23 protein-coding genes are annotated in these 26,534 nt (G+C 74.2%); 8 read left to right on the top strand and 15 right to left on the bottom strand.

Features of this window, described 5'->3' with window-relative positions:
* Positions 1-14: 14 nt before the first annotated feature.
* From QSK00_RS18305 to dacB, 8 genes are all read right to left on the bottom strand, one after another.
* A complete protein-coding gene (locus QSK00_RS18305; RefSeq protein WP_285592656.1) occupies positions 15-596 on the bottom strand; it encodes a hypothetical protein in 582 nt (193 codons plus the stop codon).
* A gap of 11 nt (positions 597-607) precedes the next feature.
* Positions 608-1,831 carry an ABC transporter permease gene (locus QSK00_RS18310; protein ID WP_285592658.1) on the bottom strand — a complete coding sequence of 408 codons (1,224 nt, stop codon included), beginning with the start codon at positions 1,829-1,831 and terminating at the stop codon, positions 608-610.
* A complete protein-coding gene (locus QSK00_RS18315; protein WP_285592660.1) occupies positions 1,828-2,544 on the bottom strand; it encodes an ABC transporter ATP-binding protein in 717 nt (238 codons plus the stop codon). Before QSK00_RS18315 ends, QSK00_RS18310 begins: the two co-directional genes overlap by 4 nt.
* Complete coding sequence (locus tag QSK00_RS18320) at positions 2,541-4,223, bottom strand: efflux RND transporter periplasmic adaptor subunit (protein ID WP_285592662.1); 1,683 nt, start codon at positions 4,221-4,223, stop codon at positions 2,541-2,543. The genes QSK00_RS18315 and QSK00_RS18320 overlap by 4 nt, the downstream gene beginning before the upstream one ends.
* A gap of 126 nt (positions 4,224-4,349) precedes the next feature.
* Positions 4,350-4,904, bottom strand: coding sequence for a hypoxanthine phosphoribosyltransferase (hpt, locus tag QSK00_RS18325; protein WP_285592664.1), 555 nt, complete (start codon positions 4,902-4,904; stop codon positions 4,350-4,352).
* A 21-nt stretch (positions 4,905-4,925) separates the two neighbouring features.
* A complete protein-coding gene (tilS, locus tag QSK00_RS18330; RefSeq protein WP_285592666.1) occupies positions 4,926-5,888 on the bottom strand; it encodes a tRNA lysidine(34) synthetase TilS in 963 nt (320 codons plus the stop codon).
* Positions 5,888-6,961: an Rv3626c family coenzyme F420 biosynthesis-associated protein gene (locus tag QSK00_RS18335; protein WP_285592668.1), complete on the bottom strand. Its 1,074-nt coding sequence runs from the start codon at positions 6,959-6,961 to the stop codon at positions 5,888-5,890. Before QSK00_RS18335 ends, tilS begins: the two co-directional genes overlap by 1 nt.
* A gap of 107 nt (positions 6,962-7,068) precedes the next feature.
* Positions 7,069-8,580 (bottom strand): D-alanyl-D-alanine carboxypeptidase/D-alanyl-D-alanine endopeptidase, encoded by a 1,512-nt coding sequence (dacB, locus tag QSK00_RS18340; protein ID WP_285592670.1) that lies wholly within the window; start codon positions 8,578-8,580, stop codon positions 7,069-7,071.
* Between the two features lie 114 nt (positions 8,581-8,694).
* On the opposite strand from dacB, the gene QSK00_RS18345 reads away from it, so the two are divergent.
* Entirely contained in the window at positions 8,695-9,186 is a 492-nt protein-coding gene (locus tag QSK00_RS18345; protein ID WP_285592672.1) for an inorganic diphosphatase, read from the top strand.
* A 131-nt stretch (positions 9,187-9,317) separates the two neighbouring features.
* Positions 9,318-10,670 (top strand): ankyrin repeat domain-containing protein, encoded by a 1,353-nt coding sequence (locus QSK00_RS18350; RefSeq protein ID WP_285592675.1) that lies wholly within the window; start codon positions 9,318-9,320, stop codon positions 10,668-10,670.
* Between the two features lie 87 nt (positions 10,671-10,757).
* Here QSK00_RS18350 and QSK00_RS18355 read toward each other — a convergent pair whose 3' ends face one another.
* Positions 10,758-11,324 (bottom strand): PadR family transcriptional regulator, encoded by a 567-nt coding sequence (locus tag QSK00_RS18355; protein WP_285592677.1) that lies wholly within the window; start codon positions 11,322-11,324, stop codon positions 10,758-10,760.
* 162 nt (positions 11,325-11,486) lie between these two features.
* Between QSK00_RS18355 and QSK00_RS18360 the strand changes: the two genes are divergently transcribed.
* Genes QSK00_RS18360 through QSK00_RS18380 form a run of 5 tightly spaced genes read left to right on the top strand, consistent with a single transcriptional unit; the run spans position 11,487 to position 18,343 of the window.
* The gene (locus tag QSK00_RS18360) at positions 11,487-13,001 is read left to right on the top strand and encodes a class I adenylate-forming enzyme family protein (protein ID WP_285592679.1); all 1,515 of its coding nucleotides are present in this window, start codon (positions 11,487-11,489) and stop codon (positions 12,999-13,001) included.
* Between the two features lies 1 nt (position 13,002).
* Positions 13,003-15,420, top strand: a complete 2,418-nt coding sequence (locus QSK00_RS18365; RefSeq protein ID WP_285593042.1) for a xanthine dehydrogenase family protein molybdopterin-binding subunit — start codon at positions 13,003-13,005, stop codon at positions 15,418-15,420.
* 1 nt (position 15,421) lies between these two features.
* A complete protein-coding gene (locus tag QSK00_RS18370) occupies positions 15,422-16,198 on the top strand; it encodes an enoyl-CoA hydratase/isomerase family protein (RefSeq protein ID WP_285592681.1) in 777 nt (258 codons plus the stop codon).
* A 4-nt stretch (positions 16,199-16,202) separates the two neighbouring features.
* Complete coding sequence (locus QSK00_RS18375) at positions 16,203-17,078, top strand: FAD binding domain-containing protein (protein ID WP_285592683.1); 876 nt, start codon at positions 16,203-16,205, stop codon at positions 17,076-17,078.
* On the top strand, positions 17,075-18,343 hold the full coding sequence (locus QSK00_RS18380; RefSeq protein ID WP_285592685.1) for a xanthine dehydrogenase family Fe-S subunit: 1,269 nt from the start codon (positions 17,075-17,077) through the stop codon (positions 18,341-18,343). The genes QSK00_RS18375 and QSK00_RS18380 overlap by 4 nt, the downstream gene beginning before the upstream one ends.
* 149 nt (positions 18,344-18,492) lie before the next feature.
* Here QSK00_RS18380 and QSK00_RS18385 read toward each other — a convergent pair whose 3' ends face one another.
* The 3 genes from QSK00_RS18385 to QSK00_RS18395 form a co-directional block, all read right to left on the bottom strand.
* Positions 18,493-19,077: an STAS domain-containing protein gene (locus tag QSK00_RS18385; protein ID WP_285592686.1), complete on the bottom strand. Its 585-nt coding sequence runs from the start codon at positions 19,075-19,077 to the stop codon at positions 18,493-18,495.
* 261 nt (positions 19,078-19,338) lie between these two features.
* Complete coding sequence (locus QSK00_RS18390; protein ID WP_285592688.1) at positions 19,339-22,050, bottom strand: MFS transporter; 2,712 nt, start codon at positions 22,048-22,050, stop codon at positions 19,339-19,341.
* Entirely contained in the window at positions 22,047-22,574 is a 528-nt protein-coding gene (locus tag QSK00_RS18395; protein ID WP_285592690.1) for a MarR family winged helix-turn-helix transcriptional regulator, read from the bottom strand. Before QSK00_RS18395 ends, QSK00_RS18390 begins: the two co-directional genes overlap by 4 nt.
* Positions 22,575-22,766: 192 nt before the next feature.
* Between QSK00_RS18395 and QSK00_RS18400 the strand changes: the two genes are divergently transcribed.
* Positions 22,767-23,564, top strand: a complete 798-nt coding sequence (locus QSK00_RS18400) for an enoyl-CoA hydratase/isomerase family protein (protein ID WP_285592692.1) — start codon at positions 22,767-22,769, stop codon at positions 23,562-23,564.
* Between the two features lie 77 nt (positions 23,565-23,641).
* Here the strand turns inward: QSK00_RS18400 and QSK00_RS18405 are convergent, their stop codons facing one another.
* The 3 genes from QSK00_RS18405 to QSK00_RS18415 all read right to left on the bottom strand — a co-directional run bounded on the left by QSK00_RS18405 (position 23,642) and on the right by QSK00_RS18415 (position 26,506).
* Positions 23,642-24,853, bottom strand: a complete 1,212-nt coding sequence (locus QSK00_RS18405; RefSeq protein ID WP_285592694.1) for an acetyl-CoA C-acetyltransferase — start codon at positions 24,851-24,853, stop codon at positions 23,642-23,644.
* 115 nt (positions 24,854-24,968) lie between these two features.
* On the bottom strand, positions 24,969-25,421 hold the full coding sequence (locus tag QSK00_RS18410; protein WP_285592696.1) for a MaoC family dehydratase: 453 nt from the start codon (positions 25,419-25,421) through the stop codon (positions 24,969-24,971).
* 29 nt (positions 25,422-25,450) lie between these two features.
* Positions 25,451-26,506, bottom strand: a complete 1,056-nt coding sequence (locus QSK00_RS18415) for an LLM class F420-dependent oxidoreductase (RefSeq protein WP_285593044.1) — start codon at positions 26,504-26,506, stop codon at positions 25,451-25,453.
* Positions 26,507-26,534: the final 28 nt, after the last annotated feature.

Consider the following 26,534-nt stretch of genomic DNA (forward strand, 5'->3'; position numbering starts at 1 on the left):
GGCCGCGGGGCACCTCAGCGGCCGGGCAGGTCCACCCGGGTGGCCACGATCTCCCCACGCTGGTCCCGCTCGCCCGTGACCGTCACCTGCAGCCCCGTCCGGAGCGCCGCGTTGCCCTCGGCCGCCGGGGTGGCGACGACCGTGCCGGGAGTGGTCTGGAGGGCCGTCAGCGTCCCGTCGGCCGCCCGCACGGTGATCACCGGGGAGCCTCCGGGCGGCGTGTCCACCGACTCGACGGTGCCGATGGTCTGGGGCACGGAGCCCGGACCGGTCGCGGGTGCGGTGGCGCGCCCGATCAGGAGGCCGGCGCCGAGCAGGATCACCCCGCCGAGGACGAGCAGCAGGATGCGGGTGGACCGGGCCATGCCGGGTCGCCGCAGCCGCTCGCGCACGTCGACGTCGTCGATCGGCTCGTCGAGCACGGCCGCCGAGGTGCGGGTGCTGCCGGTCGGCTCCTCCTCCCAGCCGCGCGCCGGGCCGCCGTCACGGCGCACCGTGTCGGGCCCGAAGGGCGGCTGCGGGCTGGCCGGACGGATCGGCCCCGTCTCCGTCGTGGTCTCCGCCGCGTCCGTCGCGGGCTTCTCCTCGTCCGACATGGTCGTCTCCTCTACTCCCGACGCAGGGCCTCGATCGGCCGCAGACGCGCCGCGCGCCGGGCCGGGTAGCCGCCGAAGAACACCCCGATGACGATGGAGACCACGACGGCGACGACCACCGCCGCGGGCACCACGATCGCCCGGAAGCCGTTGGGCAGCGGGATGAACGTCCCGGCCACGCCGAGCCCGACACCGATCAGACCGGCGAGCACCGACAGGATCGTCGACTCCACCAGGAACTGGCCGAGGATCGCCGACGGCGGAGCCCCGAGGGCCTTGCGGATGCCGATCTCGCGGGTCCGCTCGGTGACCGACACGAGCATGATGTTGGTGATCCCGATCCCGCCCACCAGCAGCGAGATCGCCGCGATGCCGGCCAGGAGCAGTGAGAACGTCGAGAGCGTCTGGTCGAGCACCTGGGCGAGCTGCGCCGAGCTGATGAGCTGGTAGTCGCGGTCGTTCGGGTCGGTGATCCCGTGCCGGCGGTCGAGGATCGAGTAGATCTCCGACTCCGCGGCGTCCTGGGTCGCCGACGAGCGCGCGCCGACGACGATCTGGGTGAGGTTCCCGAACCCGGTGAACGAGCTCTGCACCGTCGTGATCGGGGCCAGGACGTTCGAGTCGGGGTTGGCGAACCCGCCGCCCTGCCCCTTCGCCTGCAGCACCCCGATCACCTGCAGCGGGACGCCCTTCACGAGGACGGTCTGCCCGAGGGGGACCGACCCGGCGCCGAACAGGTCGTCGGCGACGGTGCGGCCGATCACCGCGACCGGGCGCCCGGCGCTCACGTCGGCGTCGTCGTAGGCGCGACCGGAGGCCACGACGGTGTTCGACCCCGGGAAGTACTCGGGGGTGCTGCCGATCACGGTGTCGGTCTCGGAGTTCGCCCCGGCCGCCACGGTCAGCGACGCCTGCACGACGGGCGCCACGTACCCGACGTCGGGTGCGCCCTGCGGGTCGGCCAGTGCCGCCGCGTCCCCCGAGGTGAGCGGGCGGGAGGAGGCCCCCGCAGCGGCGCCCGCCGTCCCGCCCGGCGCCCGGGCCAGCACGGTGATGCTGTTGGCGCCCAGCCCGGAGATCTGGCTCTGGATGTACTGCGCGGCACCGTTGCCCAGAGCCGTCAGCAGGATCACGGCAGCGATGCCGATGACGATCCCGAGCATCGTCAGCAGCGAGCGCAGGCGGTTGGCGAGCAGCGCCCGGACGGCGAACCGGACGATCTCGACGAAGCTCATCGACGGAGCCCGGAGGTCTCGGTGAGCCGTCCGTCCGTCACCGTGACCACCCGGTCGGCCCGGGCGGCGACCTCGTCGTCGTGGGTGATCAGCACGATGGTGCGACCGGCTGCGTGCAGGCCGTCGAGGAGGTCGAGCACGTCCTCCGTGCTGGCGGAGTCGAGGTTGCCGGTGGGCTCGTCCGCCAGCAGCAGGGCCGGGGCGGTGACCAGGGCACGGGCGACGGCGACCCGCTGCTGCTGACCGCCGGAGAGCTCGTTGGGGCGGTGGTTCGCCCGGCCCGCCAGCCCGACCACGTCGAGCGCCGCCAGGGTCCGCTCCCGCCGGACGCGCCGGGAGACCCCCGCGTAGACGAGCGGCAACTCCACGTTGGCGAAGGCCGTGGTGCGCGGGATGAGGTTGAACGACTGGAACACGAAGCCGATCTGCCGGTTGCGCAGCACCGACAGCTGGCGCTCGTCGAGGTCGGCGACGTCGAGCCCCTCGAGGTAGTAGTTCCCCGCGCTCGGCGCGTCGAGGCAGCCGAGGATGTTGAGCAGCGTCGACTTGCCCGAGCCCGACTGGCCGATCACCGCGACGTACTCGCCCCGGCGCACCAGCAGGTCGACCTCGCGCAGCGCGTGCACGGCCGTGTCGCCCGCCCCGTACACCTTCGACATCGACCGGACGTCGAGGACGGGGACGTCGCGCCGCCCGACGTCGCGCACGGTCATCGCCCGGAGCCGCCGCCGGCACCGCCGCCGTTCGCACCGCCTCCGCCACCGCGCAGCCCCCGCAGGGTCGCGGCGCTCGAGGCCGACTGGTCGGGCAGCACCACGAGGTCGCCGAGCGAGAGGCCGGAGGTCACCTGGGTGACGGTGTCGGAGGCGAGGCCGGTCCCGATCGTCCGCTCGGCCGTGGTGCCGTCGGGCTGCAGGACCTGCACCGTCGCCTGCCCGGAATCGGCCCCGCCGACCGGGGTGACGGCGACCGAGGGCAGGAACGTCACGTCGTTCGCCTGCCGGGTGGTGATCGACACGCTCGCGGACATCCCCGGGCGCAGCCCCGGCGGAGGAGCGGTGATGGCCACCGCCGTGCCGTACTGCACGGTCGACTGCGACCCGGGCAGCAGGTTGATCGAGACGACCGACCCCGGGAGCTTCTGTCCCTGCAGGGCGTTCACCGACACCGCCACGTTCTGCCCGGTCGCCACCTTCCCGACGTCGAGCTCGGGCACCTGGGCGAGCACCTGCATCGCGCCGAGGTCGGCGATCGTCATCACCGCGGGCGCGGTCTGGGCGGCGGTCGCGTTGGAGGCGGCGCCGGTGCTCGCGCCGCTCGCCGCGCCCGACGCGGAGCCGGCGCCGGTCGTGGCGGACTGGCCCGACCCCGCGCCGCTGGAGATCGCCGATCCGTCCGGCAGGCGGCCGCCGGCGGGGTTCCCGGTGTCGGTCTGGCTCACCACGATGCCCTGCGGCCCGGCGAGCTGGCCCGCCGCGCCGTCGAGGCTCACCACGGTCCCGTCCGCGGGGGCCACGAGGTCGAGGTTCTGCGTGTTCTGGAACGCCTGCACGCGGGTCGCCTTCGCCTGGGCGAGCTGGGACTCGGCGTTGCGGACCGCCGCCTCACCCGGGTCCGCCGACGTCTGCGCCGTGGTGCCGGCCTGCCCCGTCCCCGACGTCGAGCCGGTGGAGCCGCCCGTCGTCGTCCCTCCGGTGCTCCCGCCGGTGGTCCCGCCCGAGCCGCCGCCGCCGGTCTGGTCGGCCATCGGCCGGACCTGCTCGACGCCGGAGCCGGAGCCGGAGAACCGGTTGATCGTGACGAGTCCGCCCTGCTGCTGTTGCGGCGCCGCCTGCTGCGGGGCGGGCTGCTGCTGCGACGAGGTCGTGGTCGTCCCGGAACCCGGCGCGCCCGACGTCGTGCCCGTCGTCGTGCCCGTCGTCGTCCCCGTCGTCGTCCCCGTCGTCGCGGCACCGGTCTTCGGCTGCTGCCCTCCTGCCGCTGCGCCGGTCCCGGCCGTCGAGCCGGTGGTGGACTGCTGCTGCGTGGACTGCGGGTGGTCCTGCTGGTAGTGGGCGTCGTCGAGCTGCTGCTCGGCCGCCGCGACCTGGGCGTCGGCCGACGCGAGGCTGGCCTGGGCGTACTCGCCGTCCAGGCGCGCCACCGTCTGGCCCTTGGTGACCCGGTCGCCCAGCTTCACCCGGACCTCGTCGATGCGCCCGCTGCTGGAGAAGTTCAGGGTCGCGCTGGTCGCGCTCGTGACGGTGGCGGCGGCCGTCACGGTCTCGGCCACGGTGCCGCGCCCCACCGGCGTCGTGCGCAGGGCGGAGTTCGAGCTGTTCGAGGTCAGGGTGAGGCCGGCGACGGTCCCGCCGATCGCGAGCAGCACCAGGACGACGACCGCCCCGTTCACGATCCAGAGTCGACGTGAACTCCCAGCCGGCATGGGCCGGAGACTAGGACCAGCCGCATCGCCCGTTGCGCCCGGGGGGTGACGATCCGGCAGCACACTCCCGGCTGTGTGACCCGGGGGTGACGCTCAGGCGTACACCGAGGGCTCGAGGGTGCCGATGTAGGGGAGGTCGCGGTACCGCTCGGCGTAGTCCAGCCCGAACCCGACCACGAACTCGTTCGGGATGTCGAAGCCCACGTAGCTGACGTCGACGTCGAGCTTCGCCGCCTCGGGCTTGCGCAGCAGCGTGACCACGTGCAGCGAGGCCGGGCCCCGCGACTCGAGGTTCTTGCGCAGCCACGACAGGGTCAGCCCCGAGTCGATGATGTCCTCGACGATGAGCACGTGGCGCCCGGAGATGTCCCGGTCGAGGTCCTTGAGGATCCGCACGACGCCCGACGACGAGGTCGCCGACCCGTACGAGCTGACCGCCATGAACTCGAGCTGGGTGGGCACCGGGAGCCGCCGCGCGAGGTCGGTCATGAACATGACCGCACCCTTGAGCACGCCGACCAGCAGCAGATCCGGCTCTCCCGGGCCGGGTGAGCCGTAGTCGGCGGCGATGCTGTCGGCCAGCTCCCCGATCTTTCCCTGAATCTCCTCGGAGCTGATGAGCACGGACGCGATGTCGCCGTCGTACACCTCGAGCAGACTCCTTCGTCGCTACGTCCCCGGCCGCGCCGAGCGCACCGTCAGCCTGCCACGCGTCCGGATGACCTCCAAGCCGCCGGGGAGTGACGGCGGCCCCTGTCCGCGCCAGCGGGCCACCAGCGCGTCCACGGCCCGCAGCTGCGCCTCGTCCCATCCCACCGCGCCCCGGGCCGCGAGCCACGACCGCAGCACGCGTCGTCGCACCGCTGCCGGCTCCTTCCCGACGACGGCCGTGGCGAGGCCGCCGTCGTCGTCCTCCGCCGCCCGCCGGACGTCCTCGGCGAGCGCGGTGAGGGCCGCGTCGTCGTCGGCGAGCTGGGCGGCCGTGCGCGCCAGGGCGGGTGCGACGCCGCCGGCGAGCACCTCCTCGAGCAGCGGCAGGACCTCGTGGCGCAACCGCACCCGGGTGTAGCGGGGGTCGTCGTTGTGCGGGTCCTCCCACGGCTCCAGCCCGAGCTCCGCACACGCCTGCCGGGTCGTCGAGCGCCGGACCCCGAGCAGCGGCCGGCACCACGGCGGGTCCCAGGTCCGCATCCCGGCGAGCGAGCGCGCCCCCGAGCCCCGTCCGAGTCCGAGCAGCACCGTCTCGGCCTGGTCGTCGAGGGTGTGTCCCAGCAGGACCGGCGCGCCGCCGAGCGCGTCGGACGCCGCCCGCAGCGCCGCGTACCGGGCCCGGCGCGCCTCCCCCTCGGGCCCGTCGGGTCCGTTCCCGACCACGACGGCCCGCACGGTCGCGGTCGCCCCCAGACCGACCAGCTGCGCCCGGGCGCGCTCGGCGACCGCGTCCGACCCGGCCTGCAGCCCGTGGTCGACCACCACGGCGTGCACGTCGCCGCACACCACGGTGGCCGCCGCGGCAAGCGCCAGCGAGTCGGCCCCGCCGGAGCAGGCCACGAGAACCGGCCCCGACCCGGCGTCGGGAAGAGAGGACCGCAGCGCGCGCCGGACCTCGGCGACCGCGACGGGAACCCCCATCAGCCGTGGACGCGGTCCATCCAGGCCGACGGATCGGTGATCTCCGAGCGGCGGGGCAGGGTGTCGGGCGAGGTCCAGACGGCGTTGAAGCCCTCCATGCCGATCGTGCCGACGACCTCGTCGACGAACACGCGGCCCTGCTCGTACTGCTTGACCTTCGCCTGCACGCCGAGCAGGACCCGCAGCAGCCGGTCGATCGGGCCGCCGCCGCGCCGACGGGCCGAGAAGCGGCCGCGGATCGTCGCGACCGACGGGATGACGGCGGGCCCGACCTCGTCCATCACGTGCTCGGCGTGGCCCTCGAGCAGCGTCGTCAGGGCGAGCAGGCGGTCGAGGATCGCGCCCTGCTCCGGGCCCTGGAGGAGCTCGAGCATCGAGGTGTCGCTGCGCGACCGGATCGCCCGGGTGATCTCGGGCAGGCGGTCGAGCGCCGCCGAGACGCCGCTCTCCATGCCCGAGGCGAAGGCGGTGACCTCGTCGCGGAAGTGGTCACGGAGCCAGGGCACGGCGGTGAACTGCAGCCGGTGCGTGGCCTCGTGCACGCACACCCAGAGCGCGAAGTCCTCGGCGTCGACCTCGAGCGCCTGCCGCGCGGCCGTGACGTTCGGGGCGACCAGCAGGAGGTGGCCGCCGTTCTGCGGGCCGGCGAACGGGTCGTACTGGCCGAGCACCTTCGTCGACAGGAACGCCAGCAGCGTGCCCATCTGCGCGCCGGCCACGCCCGCCGTGACGCCCGAGGCGGCCCGGGCGAGCAGCCCCGGCGAGGGGGTGCGTGCGGCGGTGGGCAGACGGACCCCGGAGGTGAGCGTGCGGATGCCCTCGACGCCCGAGGCGATCCAGCCCGGGCGGTCGACCACGGCGGCGTCGGGGATGTCGTACCCGGCCCCGAGGCCGGTCAGCTCCCGGACGTGTCCCTCGCCGACCCGGGCGCCGCGCGCGAGCCGGGCGACCTCCGCGGCCGCCTCCTCGCGGCCCACGGCGGGTCCGGGCGGCACGAGTCGCGAGCCGGTGGCGACGGCGAGGTCCCAGCGCACGGGCAGGCCGGTCGCGGGACGTTCGCTGGTGGCGGTCACGTCCTCCACCGTACGGATCCCCGGCCGGTGGCAGGAAAGCGTCGTTGCTGTCACCGGGTGGCAGCAACGACGCTTTCCTGCCACCCGAGGGCCACCGGGGACCCGGCCTACCGGCAGCCGCAGCCCCGCAGCGCCGTCGCGAGCGCGTCGAGACGGGGGCGTGCACCGACGGGATCGGGCCCGTTGGACATGAAGGCGAACACCAGCAGGCGCCCGTCGACGTCGGACACCACCCCGGCGAGCGCGTTGGTGCCGGTGAGGGTGCCGGTCTTGGCGCGGACCCAGCCCCGGCCGGCGGCGTTGGTGGAGTCCGCGGTGTAGCGGTCGACCAGGGTGCCGGTCCCGGCCGCCACGGGGAGCCCGTCGAGCAGCGGGCGCAGGATGGCGGTGCGCGGGTCGGTGCCGGTCGGGGCGGCGGCCGGCGTGAGGACGGACGCGAGCACGGCGGCGGGGATGCGGTTCTCGGTGGAGAGCCCCGAGGCGTCGGAGGTCGTCACGCCGGTGGTGTCGACGCCGTTCTCGCCCAGGACCTTCCGGATCGCGCCGGTGGCACCGGCGAAGGACGCGGGGGCGTTCTCCCGGATCGCCACCTCGCGGCCCAGCGCCTCGGCGAGCAGGTTGTCCGAGTTCGTCATCGCGGTGTGCACGAGCTCGGTGAGCGGCGGGGACTCCACCCGACCGAGGACCGCCGCCCCGGCGGGAGCGGTCCCGTCGCGCACCGTGACGTCCGCGCCGAGGCGCTTCCCGAGCGCGGTCCCGACGTCCTGCGCGGGGGTCCCGGACCGGGCGCCGTCGAGGGCCGTGGGGTCGAGCCGGGCCCCGTCGAGCATCGTCGGGACCATCGGGGCGAGGTTGCCACCGGCGATGTCGACCGGGTCCCAGCCGGGCGCGAGCAGCGGCCCGCTGTAGCGGGAGGTGTCGACGTAGACCGTGCGCAGCGGCTGCCCGCCGCGAGCGGCGCGGACCTGGGCGACCAGGTCGTCGAGGTGGGCGGCACCGGGATAGACCGACTCGCGGCCGTCGGGCAGCGAGGACAGCGACACGTCGCCGCCGCCGACGAGCACCACCGAGTCGGGCGTCGGACCCGCCGTCACGGTCGTCGGCAGCCGGGTCTCGGGGTCGAGGGAGAGCAGGGCGGCCGCCATCGTCAGCAGCTTCGTCGACGACGCCGGGACCTGGGGCTCCGCGGGGTTGCGGCTCCACAGCGGGGTCTGCGGCGACGCCGGGTCGAGCACCACCCCGGTGAGGTCGCCCAGGCCGGCGGTCCGGCCCCCGAGGGCGGCGGCGACCCCCTCCGGCGTGGGGGTCGGGGCGGAGGCGGGCAGCGCGGCGAGCTCCGGGCGGAAGACGACCGGCTCCGGGGGATCGACGGACGCCGACACCGGCAGGCCCAGCGTCCGCGCGAGACCCGGTGCGGTGAGCACCGCGGCGGTGCCGAGACCACCCAGCAGCGCGAGGACCACCAGGACGACGAGCGCCCGCGTGAGGATGCGGCGCGACCGCGGGACCTCCGCGCGGTGGCTGGTGGGTCGCTCGTCGGCCCGTCCCTCGGAGCGGTGATCGACCTCGCTGGCCGTCAGGAACGCCTCCCCCGTCGATGCCGGTGCGACCTGCCCCACGTCCGTCCGTGGTCGCGCGTCGCTGCCGGTACGACACACTAGAGCGGACCGACGAAGGGTTCACCGACCCCGGTCGGGTGACGGCCCCCCGACGACCGCAGTGAGGACGCTGTAGTGGAGTTCGACGTTCTGATCGAGATCCCCAAGGGGAACCGGAACAAGTACGAGATGGACCACGAGTCCGGGCGGCTGCGCCTCGACCGCACCCTCTTCACCGCCACGCAGTACCCGGCCGACTACGGGTACGTCGAGAACACCCTCGGCCTCGACGGCGACCCGCTCGACGCGCTGGTCCTCGTCCAGGAGCCGACCTTCCCGGGCTGCCTGATCCTCGCCCGCACCATCGGCATGTTCCGCATGACCGACGAGAAGGGCGGCGACGACAAGCTGCTCTGCGTGCCGGCGGGCGACCCGCGCCAGGAGCACCTGCGCGACATCCACCACCTCTCGGAGTACGACCGCCTCGAGATCCAGCACTTCTTCGAGGTCTACAAGGACCTCGAGCCCGGCAAGAGCGTCGAGGGCGCCGCGTGGGTCGGGCGGTCGGACGCCGAGCAGGAGATCCGCGACTCCTACAAGCGCGCCGAGGAGCACGGCGCGCACTAGCCTCTCCGGTGGGCGTGCAGGGCGCCCCCGGGTCCGCGGGCAGGGCAGAGCCCACCTGAGCCGGCGTCGGACGTCGTCCTCCGGTCGCTCCTGCCCGTCACGCGGACCACGGGCTCACGAGGAGGACCGTGATGCCCCGCCCCCTGCCCGAGAACCCCGACCTCGACCAGCTCCGTCGGCAGGCCCGCGACCGGCGTCGGGCCGGCGGGACCACCCATGCGCTCGCCCTCCGCGACGTCGCGCGGGACCACGGGTTCCCCAGCTGGCCGGCCCTGGTCCGACACGTCGGGGTCCTCGAGGATCTCCGGTGGTCCTCCCGTCCCGACGACGGGTTGGTCGGCCTGGCCTGCCTGCGCTACTCGTCCGACGACTCCCCGGCGCGGCGTGACCGCGCCGCCGCCCTGCTGGACCGGGACCCGGGGCTGGCCGCGCAGGACCTGCACACCGCGGTCGTCTGCGGCCGTCCCGACCTCGTGGCGAGGCTGCTCGCCGAGGGCGCCGACCCGTCCGCCGACGGCGGCCCGGACGCCTGGGCGCCGCTGATGTCGCTGGCCTACGGGCGGCTCGGCACGGTCGTCCCGCAGCACGACGACGACGTGCTCGCCTGCGCCCGGCTCCTGCTCGACGCGGGGGCCGATCCGGCTGCCGGCCGCTGCTGGCACGGGCTCGCGACGCCGTTCACCGTGCTCACCGGGGTGCTCGGTCACGGCGAGCGCGGACCGGTCGACCAGCCGCGGCACCCGTCGTGGCGGCCGCTCGCGACGGTGCTCCTCGAGCGGGGCGCCGACCCGAACGACGCCCAGGGCCTGTACGACGGGCAGTTCGAGCCCGACGACGAGCCCCTGCGGCTGCTGCTGGAGCACGGGCTCGGGCGCGGGGACGGCGGGCCGTGGCGGGTCCGGCTCGGCGGGCCCTCCCCCGCGGAGCTCCTCACCGGGCAACTGGCGTGGGCCGTGACCCACGATCTCCCCGGTCGGGTGGCGCTGCTGCTGGACCACGGTGCGGTGGCGACGCCGGACCTGGCTGCCGACGCGGCCCGGCTCGGCCACCGTGCCGTGGTCGACGTGCTGGCAGCCCACGGCCTAACCCTCCCGACCCTGGAGCCGTCGGACGCGCTCGTGGCGGCGGTGCTCGGCGGGGAGGAGGTGACACCCGCCTCCGACCTGGCCGCACGGCTCGCCGTCGAGAGGCCGGCGCTGCTGGTGTGGGCCGCCGCGACGGGGCGGCGGGACGCGGTCCGCCGGTTGGTCGACCTCGGCGTCGACGTGGACACGCTCGGCCGCGGCGACGTCCCCGACCGGACCGACCCGTGGGAGACCGCGCTGCACCACGCGGCCGTCCGCGGCGACGGGCCGATGGTCGAGGACCTGCTCGCGCTCGGGGCGTCGACGTCGGTCCGGGACGCCCGGTTCGGTGCCACCGCCGCCGACTGGGCCGACCACGGCGGGCACACGGACCTGGCGGCGCGACTCCGGGACGGCTGACCGGGCCGGCGACGACGGGGCATCCCTGCCACCGGACGACAGCAACGACGCTTTCCTGCCACCCGCGGACGGGGGAGGGCGCGCCGGTCAGCGCGGGTCGCGCTCCTCCCGCTCACGGCGGAGGTCGTCGATCCGGTCGGCGGCGAGCGCCGTCCAGAAGCGCAGCGCGGCATGCTCCATCTCGAGGCCGAGCTCGAGGGTGATCATGCGGGGCCGCGCCCAGCCCTCCTCGCCGTGGCGGGCCACCATCTCCTCGTAGACGGCGATCCGCTCCTCGTGCTGGCGGATCTGCTCCTGCGCGAGCTTCGGGACGTCGTCGTCGGGTGAGCCCGCCTCGTTGAAGAAGAGCTTGAGCTCGGCGACGTCGCGCATCTCGAAGTGCTCGGCCGTGGGCGCCGCCAGCCACTCCTGCAGGGCCGCGCGACCCTCGGCGGTGAGCGAGTAGGTCTTGCGTCGCCGCCCGCTGTCCTCCAGGTCGACGGCGAGCAGCCCGGCCGCCGCCAGCCGCTCCGGCTCCGAGTACAGCTGCGTGTGCGGGAAGTTCCAGAAGTAGCCGACGGACCGGCTCGTCGCCCGCTTGAGGTCGTAGGGGGTGGACGGCCCGCGCAGCGCCACCATGCCCAGCACCAGGTACGAGGTGGTCGACAGGCGCATCCGGCCCCTCCCCTCCGTGCCTCGTCCGTTCCGGTTCCCGGCGGTCCCTGCCGATCCCTGCCGGTCCCGAGGAGATCGGCATCCCGACTCTAGCCAAGCCCGGACTTCCCCTACGACCGTACGAAACGTATGGTTCGTTCCACACCAAGGGAGGTGCCGCTCATGGATCTCGCGACGACGCTGCGGTGGGCCGCCGAACGCCACCCGCACCGCCGGGCGGTGTCCGGCCAGGGCCGTCGGCTGACCTACCGCGAGTGGGACGAGCGCACGGACCGCCTCGCGGCCGCGCTGGGCCACTGGGGCGTGCGCAGCGGGGACCGCGTCGCGCTGGTGATGCACGGCGGCGAGCCGCTGGCGAGCCTGCACCTGGCCGCACAGAAGCTCGGCGCCGTGTCGGTGCCGCTGTCGACGCGGTTCGGGGTCGACGAGCTCGCCTACTGCCTCGACGACGCGGGCTCGGTCCTCGTCGTGACCGACCCGGCGCACGCGTCCCGGGTGGAGGCCGCCGCGGGCGAGGTCCCCGTCCGCGACGTCGCCGAGGTCGACGCGGCCGCGGAGGTCGTCGCGACCGGCGGACCGAGGCCGGCTCCGGACGACTCCGCGGTGAGCGTGATGCTCTACACCTCCGGGACCACCGGGAAGCCGAAGGGCGTGCCGCGGACGCACCGCGCGGAGCACGCCGCCGCCGTCGCGCACGTGATGCAGACCGGGCAGCGCCCGGGCGTCGCCACGCTCGGCGTGATGCCGCTCTTCCACACGATGGGGCTGCGCACGCTGCTGGCCTCGATCGTGGTCGGCGGGACCTGGGTCGCCCAGCCCTCGTTCGACGCCGAGGAGTCCGCGGCCCTCATCTGCGACGAGGGCATCGGATCGCTGTACCTGGTCCCGACGATCTACTGGTCACTGCTGCGTACCGGCAGACTCGGAGCGGCCCGGAGGCTGGACAACCTGGCCTACGCGGGGGCGTCGATGACCCCGTCGTTGGCCGAGGCGCTGGTCTCCGAGGTGCGGCCGCGGTCGTTCGTCAACCACTTCGGATCGACCGAGATCTACACCTTCACCATCGGCGCGGACGTCGCCGCGAAGCCCGGGTGCGTCGGGCGGGCCGGGCTGTTCAGCCGGGTCCGCCTGATCGCCCCCGACCAGGGCGCCCCGGTCGACGAGGAGGTCGGGCCCGGCGAGCAGGGCCAGGTCATCGTGTCGATGGCCTCGGCCGAGGCGTTCGGCGGCTACTGGAACCGGCCCGACGCGAACGCGAAGGCGATCCGCGACGGCTGGTACCACACCGGCGACCTCGCGATCGCCGACGACGACGGCGACCTCTGGGTCTCCGGCCGCACCGACGACATGATCAACTCGGGCGGGGAGAACATCTACCCGGACGAGATCGAGGCGGTGCTCATCCGCTGCCCCGCCATCGACGACGTCTGCGTGGTCGGACTGCCGGACGACCGGTGGGGCCACGCCGTGAGCGCCTTCGTCGTGCCCGCCGCCGGCGTCGACCCCGTCGTCGCGGCCGCCCGGACGCTCGCCCACGCCCGGGAGCACCTGCCCTCGCTCAAGCGACCGAAGCAGGTGATCGCCGTCGACGCGATCCCGCGCTCCGGGGTCGGCAAGACCCTGCGCCGGACGCTGGTCGCCGGGGAGTACACCGCGACAGGAGAGGCCCGTGTCTGACATGACCGCAGAGGCGGCACCGCCGCGGTGGACCCCGTCCCGCGACGAGGACGCGGCGCTGGTCGCCGGCCGTGGCCGGTTCCTCGACGACCTCGACCCGCTGCCCGGGACGCTGGTGGCCGCCGTGGTGCGCTCCACCCGGCCGCACGCCCGGCTGCTCTCCGTGGACCTGTCGCGGGCGCGGGCCCATCCCGGCGTCGCCGCGGTGATCGGGCCCGACGAGGTGCGGGCCGCCCTGCGCCCGTTCCCCCTGTCCACGGGGGCGGCGATGCCCTACCTGCCGACCGGCGTGGACAAGGTCCGCTTCGTCGGCGAACCGATCGCCGTCGTCGTCGCGACCGACCGCTACGTCGCCGAGGACGCGGCCGAGCTGGTCGCCGTGGACTACGAGGACCTGCCCGCCGTCAGCACCGCCCGCTCCGGTCTGGCCGACGATGCCCCGCTGCTGCACGACGACGCCGGGTCCAACGTCGCCACCGACCGCACCTTCTCCTTCGGCGACCTGGACGAGCGGTTCGCGGCGGCCGCGCACGTGGTGACCCGCCGCTACGAGTTCCCGCGCTACTCCTCGGTGCCCATGGAGTGCTACTCCGTCATCGCGCACTGGACCGAGCAGGACGGCGGGCCGTTCGTCGAGGCCTGGGCGAACTTCCACGGGCCGTTCTCGATGGTGCCGGTGATGGCGGGCGCCCTTCGGATCCCGACCTCGCGGCTGCGCCTGCACGTGCCGGCCGACATCGGCGGCAGCTTCGGGATCAAGGCCGGCATCTACCCCTACGTGGTGCTGCTCGCCCTGGCCTCGAAGCACGCGGGGACGCCGGTGCGCTGGACCGAGGACCGCGTCGAGCACCTCACGGCGAGCTCGTCGGGCGCGGACCGGGCGATGGAGTTCTCGGCGGCGCTCGACGCCGAGGGCACGATCACCGCGCTGCGCGCCGACCTCGTCGACAACGTCGGCGCCTACCTGCGGCCCCCGGAACCGTCGACGCTCTACCGCTGCTTCGGCAACATCACCGGGCCCTACCGGATCGACGCCGTCGGCATCCGGGCCCGCGCCGTCGTCACGAACACCATGCCGACCGGGCTGAACCGCGGCTTCGGCGGCCAGCAGCTCTACTTCGGGCTGGAGCGGCTGCTCGACGACGTCGCCGCCGAGCTCGGCCTCGACGCCGTCGAACTGCGGCGACGCAACCTCATCACGTCCTTCCCGCACGAGACCGCCACCGGCGGGGTCTACGACTCCGGGGACTACCTCGCCGCGCTGGACCTCGCGACGAAGAACGCCGACCTGCCCGAGCTGGAGCGGCGACGCGAGGAGGCCCGCGCGGCCGGCGCCCACTACGGCATCGGGACCGCGCTCGTGGTCGACCCGTCCGGCACCAACATCGGCTACGTCGGGCTCGCGACCCCGGCCGAGCAGCGGACCCCGGGCCGGGACAAGTCCGGGTCGACCGAGCACGTGCGGATGTCGGTCGACCCCCAGGGCGTCGTCACGGTGATGCTCGGCTCGGTCCCCCAGGGCCAGGGACACGCCACGGTCGCGCGCAAGGTCGCCGCGCAGCGCCTCGGGCTGCCGCTCGAGCAGGTCCGCTGCGTGATCGACATGGACACCGCGACGACGCCGTGGACGGTGACCTCGGGCAGCTACTCCTCCCGCTTCGCCCCGCTGGTGACCAGCGCGGTCGTCGCGGCCGCCGACACCGTCGCGACGACCGTGCGGGCCGCCGCGTCGACGCTGCTCGACGACGTCGACCCCGACACGCTGGTCCTCGCCGACGGCGAGGTCCGCACCCCCGACGGCCGGGGGGTGAAGTTCCGCCACGCCGCCGGCGTCGTGCACTGGGACCCCGCCGCCCTACCTCCGGGGGTCCCGGCGCGGCTCTACGCCGAGGCCGAGTTCTCGCCGCGCGAGACCCGGGCCGCCACGGCGGACGACCGGATCAACTCGTCGCTCTGCTACGGGTTCGTCGCCGAGATCGTGGCGGTCCGGATCGACCCGGACACCCTCGAGATCTCCGTCGACCGGGTGTCGTCGGTGCACGACGCCGGCACGGTCCTCGACCAGACCCTGCTCGACGGGCAGGTGTACGGGGCGCTGGTCCACGGGCTCGGCGGCGCCGCGTACGAGGAGTTCACCCACGCCCCGTCCGGTCAGCCGACCGCGGCGACGTTCCTGGACTACCTGTGCCCCACCTCGGCCGAGGCGGGCTTCGAGCTGCTCACCGACCACGTGGTGTCCCCGTCGCCGCTCACCCCGCTCGGGGCCAAGGGCTGCGGCGAGGGCTCCTCGATGAGCTTCCCCGTGGCCTACGCCAACGCCGTCGCCGACGCCCTCGCGCCGCTCGGCATCGACATCACCTCCCTGCCGCTGCACGGCGAGGTGCTCCACCAGCTGTTGCACGATCGAAAGGACGCCTGACATGTCTCTCACCGGCGGCGACGTCACCCTGGAGCGCGACGGCCACGTCGCCTACGTGACGCTCTCCCACGGCAGGTACACGGTCGTGACGATGGAGATGCGTCGGCTCGTGGCCGAGCGGTTCGCCGAGATCGACCGGGACCCCGAGGTGCGGGTCGTGGTCGTGCGCAGCGACGGCGAGCACTTCACCTCCGGCGGCGACATCGCGGGGTTCATGGAGGTCGACCCGATCGACCTCACCGACCTCGGGCACGACGTCACCGCCGCGGCCCACAGCCCCAAGCCCGTCATCGCGGCGATCGACGGGTACTGCTTCGGGGTCGGGCTCGAGATGGTGCTGTCCTGCGACATCCGGCTCGGCACCGGGCGGACCCAGCTGGCGCTGCCCGAGATGAACCTCGGCATGATCCCCGGCTCGGGCGGCACCCAGCGCCTCGCCCGCCTGATCGGCCTGTCCCGGGCGAAGTTCCACATCCTCTCCGCCACCCGGATCCAGGCGCAGCAGGCGCTGGACTGGGGGATCCTGTCCGGCGAGCTCCACACCGACCGCGACGCGCTGTACGCCGCCGTCGACGCGCTGGCGCAGAAGATGGCGGGCCTGTCCCCGGCCGCGCTGCGCACGGCGAAGGAGGTCCTCGACCGCGGCGTCGACGGGCCGCTCTACACCGGCATCGAGCTGGAGCGGAAGGCCTACTCGATGCTGCGCGCCACCCAGGACTTCGCCGAGGGCGTGAAGGCGTTCGGCGAGAAGCGCGCCCCCGTCTTCACCGGGCGGTGACCCGGTGAAAGCAGCACCCTTCGCCTACGTCCGGCCCCCGACCCTCGACGACGTGCTCGCCGAGCTCGCCGGCGGCGACGGCAAGGTCCTGGCGGGCGGACAGTCGCTGGTTCCCGTGCTCGCGATGCGGCTCGGGCGGCCCGCCACCCTGATCGACGTCACGGCCGTCCCCGAACTCACCGAGCACGGGCCGACCGGGCGCTCCGGGTACCGGGTCGCGGCGGCGGTCCGCCAGCGGGTCGTGGAGCGTGACCCCGCCGCGCAGGACGTGCCCCTCATCCCGATGGCGATGCCGTTCGTCGGGCACCGGGAGCTGCGCAGCCGCGGCACCGTGTGCGGCAGCCTCGCCCACGCCGACCCGGCCGCGGAGCTGCCCGCCGTGGCCTGCTGCCTGGACGCGCAGGTCGAGGTGTCCGGCCCCGGCGGGGCGCGGACCGTGTCCGCGCAGGAGTTCGTCACCGGGGCCATGACGACGACGGCGGGCCCCGAGGACGTCCTCACCGCGGTCACCTTCCCGACGGCGGGTCCCGGCGACGGGTTCGGGTTCGCCGAGATCGCCCGCCGCCACGGCGACTTCGCCCTGGCCGGCGTGGTGTGCCGGGTGCACGTCACCGGCTCCGGCGCGGTGGACTCCGCCGTGCTCACCGGCTTCGGGATCTCCGACCGGGCGGTCACCCGCGACGTCGCCGCGCTGCTCGCGACCGGCGAGCGCGAGGAGGACCTCCGGCCCGCCACCATCGAGCTGGCCGCCGAGATGGTCGACACCGGCGGCGACACGCACGGCTCCACCGGGTACCGACGACGGCTGTTCGCCGTCCTCGCCGCCCGCGAGCTGGCCCGGGCGCTGCGCCGCGCCCGCGAGGGGAGGACCACCACATGACCGCCGCACCCGACACCCCCGCCCGTCCCGACACCGGCGCCCGCCGGCTGCCCGCGCCCGTCGCCCGGGTCGCGGCCCACGAGACCGCCGCGGTGACCTTCACCGTGAACGGCACCGAGACCACCGTCGAGGTGCCGCCCCGCGCGCACCTGGGTGACGTCCTGCGCGAGCGGCTGGGACTCACCGGCACCCACCTCGGCTGCGAGCACGGGGTGTGCGGCATGTGCACCGTGCTCCTCGACGGCGAGGCCGCCCGGGCATGCCTGCTGTTCGCCGTGCAGTGCGAGGGCGCGGAGATCGTCACCGTGGAGGGCCTCGGCTCCCCCGACGACCAGCACCCGTTGCAGCAGGCGTTCTCCGCCCACCACGCCCTGCAGTGCGGGTTCTGCACCCCCGGCATGTTGATGAGCAGCTACGACCTGCTCGCCAACGCCCCGGAGGAGGCCGCGGAGAACCTGCCCGAGGCGATGTCGGGCGTCCTGTGCCGCTGCACCGGGTACCGCGGCATCCTCGCCGCGGTCTCCGACGTCGCCGGGACCTACCCCGACGGCGTCCCGGAACCTCGCGGGTGCGCCCCGCGCATGCTGGTCGGCCGGACGTCGAGCGGAGCCGGCCAGGCTCCCGAGGACGCCGGGACGGCCGCTCCGCAGCTCACCGAGGTGCGGCTGCCCTCCGGCCCGCCCTCGGCCGTCGTCGACGTGACCTCGCCGCTCACCTCGCCGGTCGACCGGGTCTGGGGCGTGCTCACCGACTTCGACCTGCTCGCCCGCTGTCTGCCCGGCGCCCGGCTCGTCGAGTCCCTCGATGAGGACCGCCACCGCGGCCGCGCCACCGTGGCGCTCGGTCCCGTGAAGCTGTCGTTCGAGGGGCTCGCCCAGGTCGTCGAGCGGGACCCGGACGCCCACCGGCTCCGCTTCCACGGCCAGGGCAAGGACACCGGCGGCAGCGCGACGTCCGCCGACGTCGTCCTCGTCGCCTCGCCCACCCCCGACGGCGGCACGGAGCTCACCGCCCACGCCGACGTGCACCTCTCGGGGCGGGTCGCGCAGTTCGGCCGCGCGCTGGCCGGCGACGTGTCCCGTCGGCTGTTCGAGCAGTTCGCGGCGGGCGTGGACGAGGCCGCCGAGACCGGCTCGGTCTCCGAGGTCACCCTCGGCCGCCGGCTCGGACTCGCCGCGGGCGCCGCGCGTGACGCCGCCGTCGGCGCCGTGCGCCGCACCGCGCAGCGGCTCCGGGCACGCGTCCGCCGTCGGGGCGACCGCTGACGTCCTCCAGCCGCGGGTCGTCCCGCGGCTGGAGGCGGCCGTCGTCGGTTCCAGGAAGCCCGGAGCGGGGGCGGCGACCACGCGGTCCCGGGAGGGCGCGCCAGGTCCGTCCACGCCACGGCCGTCGACGTGGCGTCGGGACCGGTCGGCTACGGCGCGACCCGCGACGCCAGGCCGGCGACGACCGCGCTGCTGCACCGCCGGGCCCGGGCGGCCTGCTCGACCAGCCGGGTCGCGGCGTTGCGCGCGTCGCTCGCACGCTCGACCAGGTCGCCCAGCATCGGCCCGGGCGTCCCGGCCCGCGGTGGCCGCTCGCCGACGGAGGCCGGGGCCGGACCGGGCCGGGTGGACCGCGGCGCGTCGTCGTCGCGGCCCTGCAGCGCCGCGACGAGCGTCGGGTAGATCTCGAACAGGTCCTCGTCCCCGAGCAGGGTCCGGGTCGCCCGGGTGGCTCGCGGACCACGGACGACGCGCAGGTCGACGTCCGCCTCCCCGGCCTCGGAAGCCAGGTCGCGGAAGACGCCGAAGACGTGGGTGGGCTCGACGTCGCGGACGTCGGTGAGGTCGATCACGATCGGTTCGGTCGAGCGGGCGAGCAGGACCCGCGCCTCGCGCCGCAGCTCCGCCGCGGCGGTGGCGTCGACCGTGGGGCGGGCCCGGAGCACCCGGACGCGGTCGGCGGGTCCGTGCCGGCTCGCAGCACGGTGCGCGACCAGGTCGTCGTCGGGCTTCATCGAACCGGCTCGCTCCCTCTCACGCCGTCGTGGCCCCGGGACGCCGGGGCGGCGAGGTCGTCGGTGCGAGAGAGATTCGTCGAGCGGACGGTCCGAGGTCGATCCGCGGACCGCAAGTCATGGCCGTCCGGCGACCGACGACCGTCGTCAGGAACCCGAGGAGCACGTGGCCGCGGGCGCGACGCCGACCGTCCGGGCCCGCACGCACGAACGGCACCCTCGCGACGTCGCGAGGGTGCCGTCGGTACGGCGGGGTGGCGGTCAGCGCACCACCGGCAGCGGCGCGGTCTCCGGGTCGGCCTGCACCGACGGAGCCACCGGCCGCGGCGGCTCGACGGTCAGCTCGACCGCCGCCTCCTGGCCGGGGGCCACGTCCACCTGATCGGAGACCGGGGCGAACCCGCTCGCCGTGAGCAGGTACCGGCCCTCGGCGAGGTCCTCGACGGCGAAGTGCCCGGAGGCGTCGGTCACCGTCGAGGCGACGACCCGGCCGTCGGCGCCCATGAGCACGACGAGCGACTCGGGTACGACGGCGCCGGAGGTCGAGCGCACCTGGCCGCGCACCCCGTGGCGGGCCACCGGGACCCGGACGTCGTGCCGGGTGCTGCGCCGCCCCGCCGGGGACGCCTCGGCGACGACGAGCCGCTCCGCGACCGGCTCCCGCCCGGGGGCGAGGACGGCGACGGTGTAGGTGCCGGGGTCGAGCTCCGGGCACTCCCACGAGCCGTCGGCCCCGGTGCGGCGCACGGCGCGGACGCCGCCGCTCGCGTCGGTGACGGTCACCGTCGCCCCCACCACCGGGGTGTCGGCGACGTCGCGGACCGACCCGCCGACCGGGGTGGCCCGACGCAGCGCCAGCGGGCGGTGCACCGGCACGCCGTCGAGGGTCACGAGCTCGGCGTGCGGCTTGAAGGTGCTGGGGTTCGCGACCACCACGTAGTTGCCGGGCAGCGGGGCGTGCAGGCGGAACGAGCCGTCGGCGGCCGAGAACGTGCGGTCGACGACCGTCCCGTCGAGCGCGTGGAGGGCCATCGGCACCCCGGCGACGTCGTCGGAGAACCGCACCGACCCGGCGTCGTGGAGGGGACCGTCGGAGAGCTGCCCGAGGACGACCGAATCGCCGCCCTGCGCGGATGCCTCGTGGCGTCCGTAAGGTCGGGGCACGGGCGAGGGCCGGAGCACCCGCTCGGTCCCGGCGGCCCCGGCCGCGCCGACCGGCGGCGTGGAGGTCGGGACGTCGAGCGCACCGCGGGCGGGGCCGTCGACCTCGGCGGCCGAGTCGACGCTGCCCGGGCCCGCGCCCTGGCCGGCCTCCTCGGCCTGCCGGGCCTGGATGCCCGACGTCGTGCGCAGCGGGACCTCCTTGAGGAACCAGATCAGCACGAAGCCGACGGCGATGACGCAGGCGGCGACGAGGAAGACCAGGTCCATCGACGAGGCGAAGCCCTCGAAGAACGGCCGCGCCAGGCGCGGGTCCATCTGCTGGAGCACCGAGGAGTCCTCGGTGACGCGGGCGGCGCCGACCGCAGGGTTGAGCGCGACCGCGTTCGCGGGGTTCGCCGCCACCGCCGGGTCGGCGAGCGCGGCCCGGAAGCCCGGGTCGCCCGTCGCCGTGCGGAACGCCGAGGTGATGTTGCCGCCCAGCGTGGAGAACAGGATCGACAGGAAGACCGAGACGCCGACCGTGCCGCCCATCTGGCGGAAGAAGGTGGCCGAGGCGGTCGCGACGCCCATGTCGCTCGCCGGCACCGCGTTCTGCACCGCCAGCACCAGGGTCTGCATGCAGTTGCCGAGCCCGAGGCCGAACACGACCATCAGCACCGCGACCTGCCAGTAGGGCGTGTCGGCGTGCAGCAGGAAGTGGAACAGGACCATCCCGAGGGTCATCAGGCCGAGGCCGATGACGGGGAAGACCTTGTAGCGGCCGGTGCGGCTGGTCAGCTGACCGGAGACGATCGAGGCGACCATGATGCCGCCGACGAGCGGGATCATCTCGAGGCCGGCCTTGGTCGGGCTCGAGCCGCCGACGATCTGCAGGTACTGCGGGACGATCGCGATCCCGCCGAACATGCCGATGCCGGTGATGACGGCGATGACCGTGGTGAGCGAGAAGACGCCGTTGCGGAACAGGCGCAGCGGCAGCAGCGCGTCGTCGCCGTAGGCCCGCTCGGCCAGGATGAAGCCGATGATCCCGACGACGCCGATGACGTAGCAGGTGATCGCCCAGGCCGAGCCCCAGCCCCAGGTCTGGCCCTGCTCGGCGACGATCAGCAGCGGGACGAGGGCGATCGCCAGCGCGGAGGCCCCGGGCCAGTCGATGCGCCGCTCACGCCGCGAGTGCGGCAGGTTCAGCACCCGCCACACGACGGTGAAGGCGACGATCCCGATCGGCACGTTGACGAGGAAGACCCAGCGCCAGCCGGTGATGCCGATGATCGAGTCGGTGCCGGCGAGGAAGCCGCCGACCACCGGGCCGATCACGCTCGACGTGCCGAACACCGCGAGGAAGTAGCCCTGGTACCGGGCCCTCTCCCGCGGGGGGACGATGTCGCCGATGATCGTGAGCGCGAGGCTCATCAGACCACCGGCGCCGGCACCCTGGATCGCCCGGAAGATCGCCAGCTCGTACATCGACGTCGAGATCGTGCAGAGCACCGACCCGATGATGAAGACGCCGATGGCGAAGAGGAAGAACGGCTTGCGTCCGTAGAGGTCGGAGAGCTTGCCGTAGAGCGGCGTCGAGATCGTCGCCGTGATCAGGTACGCCGTCGTCGCCCACGCCTGCAGGTTCAGGCCGTTGAGGTCGTCGGCGATCGTGCGGATCGACGTGGAGACGATGTTCTGGTCGAGCGCGGCCAGGAACATGCCGAGCATGAGCCCGGACAGGATCGTCAGGATCTGGCGGTGCGTGAAGGCGCCCGTGCCGGACGTCTTCGCCGCGCTCGCCGGCGGCGAGGCGGTGGTCGTGCTCATCGGTCCTCCTCGGCGCCCGTGGCGCCGGACTCGTGGTGGTTCTCGAGCGCGGTGGTGAAGCGGTCCATCAGCTCCACGAGCCGCTCGCGGTCGGCGTCGTCCCAGTCGCTCGTGACGTCGGAGATCCAGCGGTTGCGCAGGTCGCGGTTCGCGGCGAAGACGCGGTGGCCCTCGTCCGTGGCGGCCAGCAGGCACGCCCGGCCGTCGGCCGGGTCGGGCCGGCGCTCGACGTAGCCGATCCTGACCAGCGCGGCGATCTGGCGGCTCACCGTCGACGGGTCGGAGTGCACCGCCTCGGCCAGCGCGTTCGACCGGTGCGGCCCGTCGATGACCAGCCGGGCGAGCAGGACGTAGGCCGCGCGTTCGACGCCGTCCTTGTCCTTCTTCGCCTTGACGACCCGCTGCCGTTCGATGAGGCGGATCAGACGGATCAGCTGCAGGCCGATCCGGTCCGAGGTCACCCAGCGCTCGTCGACCCCCTCGGGGACCGTGAGCGGCGTCCGTTCGCCGACTGCTGCGTTCATTGCGTGCTCCGTACAATCGCTTGGTCGGTACAACTATGCACCTGCGCTCGCCCGGGCGCCAACGGGGCTACCCGGTCGGGGCGGTGTGATGTGGGAGTCAGCCGTCCCGGTGGCAGAGAAGCGTCGTTGCTGTCGTCCCGTGGCAGCGACGACGCTTTCCTGTCAGCGGGCGGACGCCGCTACCGTGCCCGGGTGCCCGACGTCGCCGAGCGTTTCCACGACCGTGTCCGCTACGAGCGCACCGGCCACGTCGCGACCATCACCTACGACCGGCCCGACAAGCTCAACGCCATCGACGGCGCCATGCGCGACGGGCTCAACGGAGCGTTCGACCGCCTCCGCGGGGACGACGAGGCCTGGGTCGGCGTGGTGACGGGCGAGGGCCGCGCGTTCTGCGCGGGCGCGGACTTCACCTCCGAGCGCAACCCGGCCGGCGAGTTCCCGGGCTCGTACTGGGAGCGCCCGACGGTGAACTCGTTCGAGTCGGGCTGGGAGATCCACAAGCCGGTGATCGCGGCGGTCAACGGTCTGTGTCTCGGTTACGGGCTCACGCTCGTCACGTGGTGCGACATCGTCATCGCCTCGGACCGCGCGACCTTCGGGTTCCCGGAGGTGAAGCTCGGCGTCCCGACGATCGTCGGGGCCCTGCGGCTGCCCGGGCGGATCGGCTGGCAGCCGGCGATGGAGCTGCTCCTGACCGGCGAGACGATCTCCGCCGCGCGGGCGAGGGAGATCGGCCTCGCCCTGCAGGTCGTCCCGCACGACGAACTCGGACCCGCCGTCGACGCGTTCGCGCAGCGCCTCCTCGCCGGTGCGCCGCTGGCCCAGCGCGCGATCAAGGAGGTCGCCCGCCGGGGCCCGGAGATGTCGCAGACCGACGCCATCCGCTTCGGCGAGACGATGCGCCGCGTCGCCGGGTCGACCGAGGACGCGAAGGAGGGCGGGCTCGCCGCGCGGGAGAAGCGCACCCCGCGCTGGCAGGGCCGCTGACCCGTCGTCGGGACCCGAGCGTGTCCCGTTCCTGACGTCGGGTGTCAGCCGTGTGCCACCGCTGACACCCGGAGGACCTACGACAGCCGCTCGAACACCGCCGCGAGGCCCTGACCACCGCCGATGCACATCGTCTCGAGCCCGTAGCGCGCCTCACGGCGGTCCATCTCGCGCAGCATCGTCGTCAGGATGCGGACGCCCGTGGCGCCGACGGGGTGCCCGAGCGAGATGCCGGAGCCGTTCGGGTTGACCCGCTCGTCGGTGATGAGGTCGATCCCCCACTCCCGCCCGACCCCGAGCGCCTGGGCGGCGAACGCCTCGTTCAGCTCGATGACGTCCAGGTCGGCGAGCGTCAGCCCGGCCTGCCCCAGGGCCTTCTCCGTCGCCGGCACCGGCCCGATCCCCATGATCTCCGGCCCGCACCCGGCCACGCCCCACGACACGAGCCGCGCGAGCGGCCGCAGCCCCAGCTCGGCCGCCTTCTCCGGGGTGGTCACGATGCACACCGCGGCGCCGTCGTTCTGACCCGAGGCGTTTCCCGCGGTCACGGTCGCGTCCGGGTCCTGCCTGCCCATGATCGGGCGCAGCTTCGCCAGCGACTCCAGGTTCGCGTCCGGGCGGATGTGCTCGTCCTGGTCGACCACGGTGTCGCCCTTGCGGCCGTGGATCGTCACGGGCACGAGCTCGTCGGCGTAGCGCCCCTCCTTGACCGCGGCGGTCGCCTTCTCGTGGCTGCGGACGGCGAGGCGGTCCTGCTCCTCACGCGGGATCGAGTACTTCTTGCGGACGTTCTCCGCGGTCTCGATCATCCCGCCGGGCACCGGGTGGTTCACCCCGCCGGCGTGCACGCGACCCTGGGCGAGGGAGTCCTTCATCTCGAACCCGCCGGCCTTGGTGCCCCAGCGGACCTTGTCGGTGAAGTACGAGGCGCCGGACATCGACTCCGCGCCCCCGGCCAGCACCAGGTCGTTCGCCCCCGAGGCGACGGCCATCGCCGCGTACAGCACGGCCTGCAGACCCGAGCCGCAGCGCCGGTCGATCTGGATGCCGGGCACCGTCACGTCGAGCCCGGCGTCCAGCGCCGCGACTCGCCCGATCGCCGGCGCGTCCATCGTCGGGTAGCAGTGCCCGAAGACGACGTCGTCGATCTGCTCGGCGGTCACGCCGGTGCGGCGGACCAGCTCGCGGATCACGGTGGCGCCCAGCTCCTGGACCGGGACGTCGCGCAGCGACCCCCCGAAACCACCGACGGGAGTACGGATCGGCTCACAGATCACGGCGTCGCCCACGGCGGCCATCCTTCCCGACGACGGGTCGGGCCGGTCCGTGCGATCCCGCACAACGGAAGGTGCCTGCGGCCCGCGAGCACTGTTCGGTGTCCTGGCACGGAACAGTGCTCACGAGCTACAGCACATATCGCAGGATCACCTCGGCGACGCACGCCGGCTTCGGCCAGCCCTCGATCTCCACGGTGCCGCCGATGGTGGCCTGGACGCCGCCCTTCACGTCGGTGACGTCGACGAGCCTGCAGTGCCCCCGGATGCGGCTGCCGACCGGCACCGGCGCGGGGAACCGGACCTTGTTCAGCCCGTAGTTCACCGTCATCGAGACCCCGCTGACCTGGAACGTGTCCCAGCCGAACTTCGGCATCAGCGCGACGGTGAGGAACCCGTGCGCGACGGTCTTCCCGAAGGGCCCGTTCGCGGCCTGCTCGGGCTCGGTGTGGATCCACTGGTGGTCGTCGGTGGCGTCGGCGAAGACGTTGATGCGCTCCTGGTCCACGAGGACCCAGTCGCTGGTCCCGAGGTCCTCCCCCACCGCGGCGCGCAGTTCCTCGACGTCGGCGAACTTCCGCATGCTGCTCCTCGCTCGTGGCTGGACTCGTCCTACAGGGCGGTCGCGATCTCCTTGGCCTGCCCCGTCAACGCGACCCGCTCCGCCGTCGTGCCCCCGAGCGGAGTGATGTTCAACGTCGTCACGCCGGCCTCGGCGAAGGCGGCCATGCGCTCGGCGACGTAGGACCGCGGGCCGATCAGCGAGATGGCGCGCAGCAGCTCCTCGGGGACCGCGCGGGCCGCCTCGTCCTTCTTCCCGTCCAGGTACAGGTCCTGGATGGTCTCCGCCTCGTCGTCGTAGCCGTAGCGGCGGGCGACGTCGTTGTAGAAGTTCTTCCCCTTCGCGCCCATGCCGCCGACGTAGAGCGCGACCATGTTGCGCATCCCGTCGAGCATCTGCCCGGCGACGTGGTCGTCCTCGGTGACGAAGAACGAGGTCTGCAGGAAGACCTGCAGGGGTCCCAACGACGGGTCGCGCTTCGCCCTCCCGGCCTCGAGCGAGGAGCCCCACACCTCGTGCGCCTTCTCCGGCACGAAGAAGATCGGCTGCCAGCCGTCGGCCTTCTCGGCGACGAGCGTGACGTTCTTCGGCCCGAGGGCGGCGACGAGGATCGGGATCGACGAGCGCACCGGGTGGTTGATCAGCTTGAGCGGCTTGCCCAGTCCCGTGCCCTGCCCCTCGGGCAGCGGGATCGAGTAGTGCTTCCCGGTGTGCTCGAGGCGCTCGCGCCGCCACACCTGCCGGCAGATGTCCATGATCTCGCGGGTCCGCCCGAGGGGGGCGTCGTAGGGCACGCCGTGGAACCCCTCGATGACCTGCGGGCCGGAGGCCCCGATCCCGAGCGTGAAGCGGCCGCCGGAGACGTAGTCCAGGCCGGCCGCCGTCATCGCGGTCAGCGTCGGGGTCCGCGTGTAGATCTGCAGGATCCCGGACGCGATCTCGACCCGCTCCGTGCGGGCGGCGATGAAGCCGAGCTGGCTCACCGCGTCGAAGCTGTACGCCTCCGGCACGAAGACGATGTCGAGACCGGCCTTCTCGTGCTCGGCCAGCTCGGCGACCGTCTCCTCGAACCCGCCGGCGTAATTGATCCCCATCCCGATGCGCACGAGGACGGAGCCTGCCACGATCACGCCC

Origin of the sequence: Actinomycetospora sp. NBRC 106378, from assembly GCF_030269685.1 — a bacterium.
In the GTDB taxonomy this organism is placed as follows: domain Bacteria; phylum Actinomycetota; class Actinomycetes; order Mycobacteriales; family Pseudonocardiaceae; genus Actinomycetospora.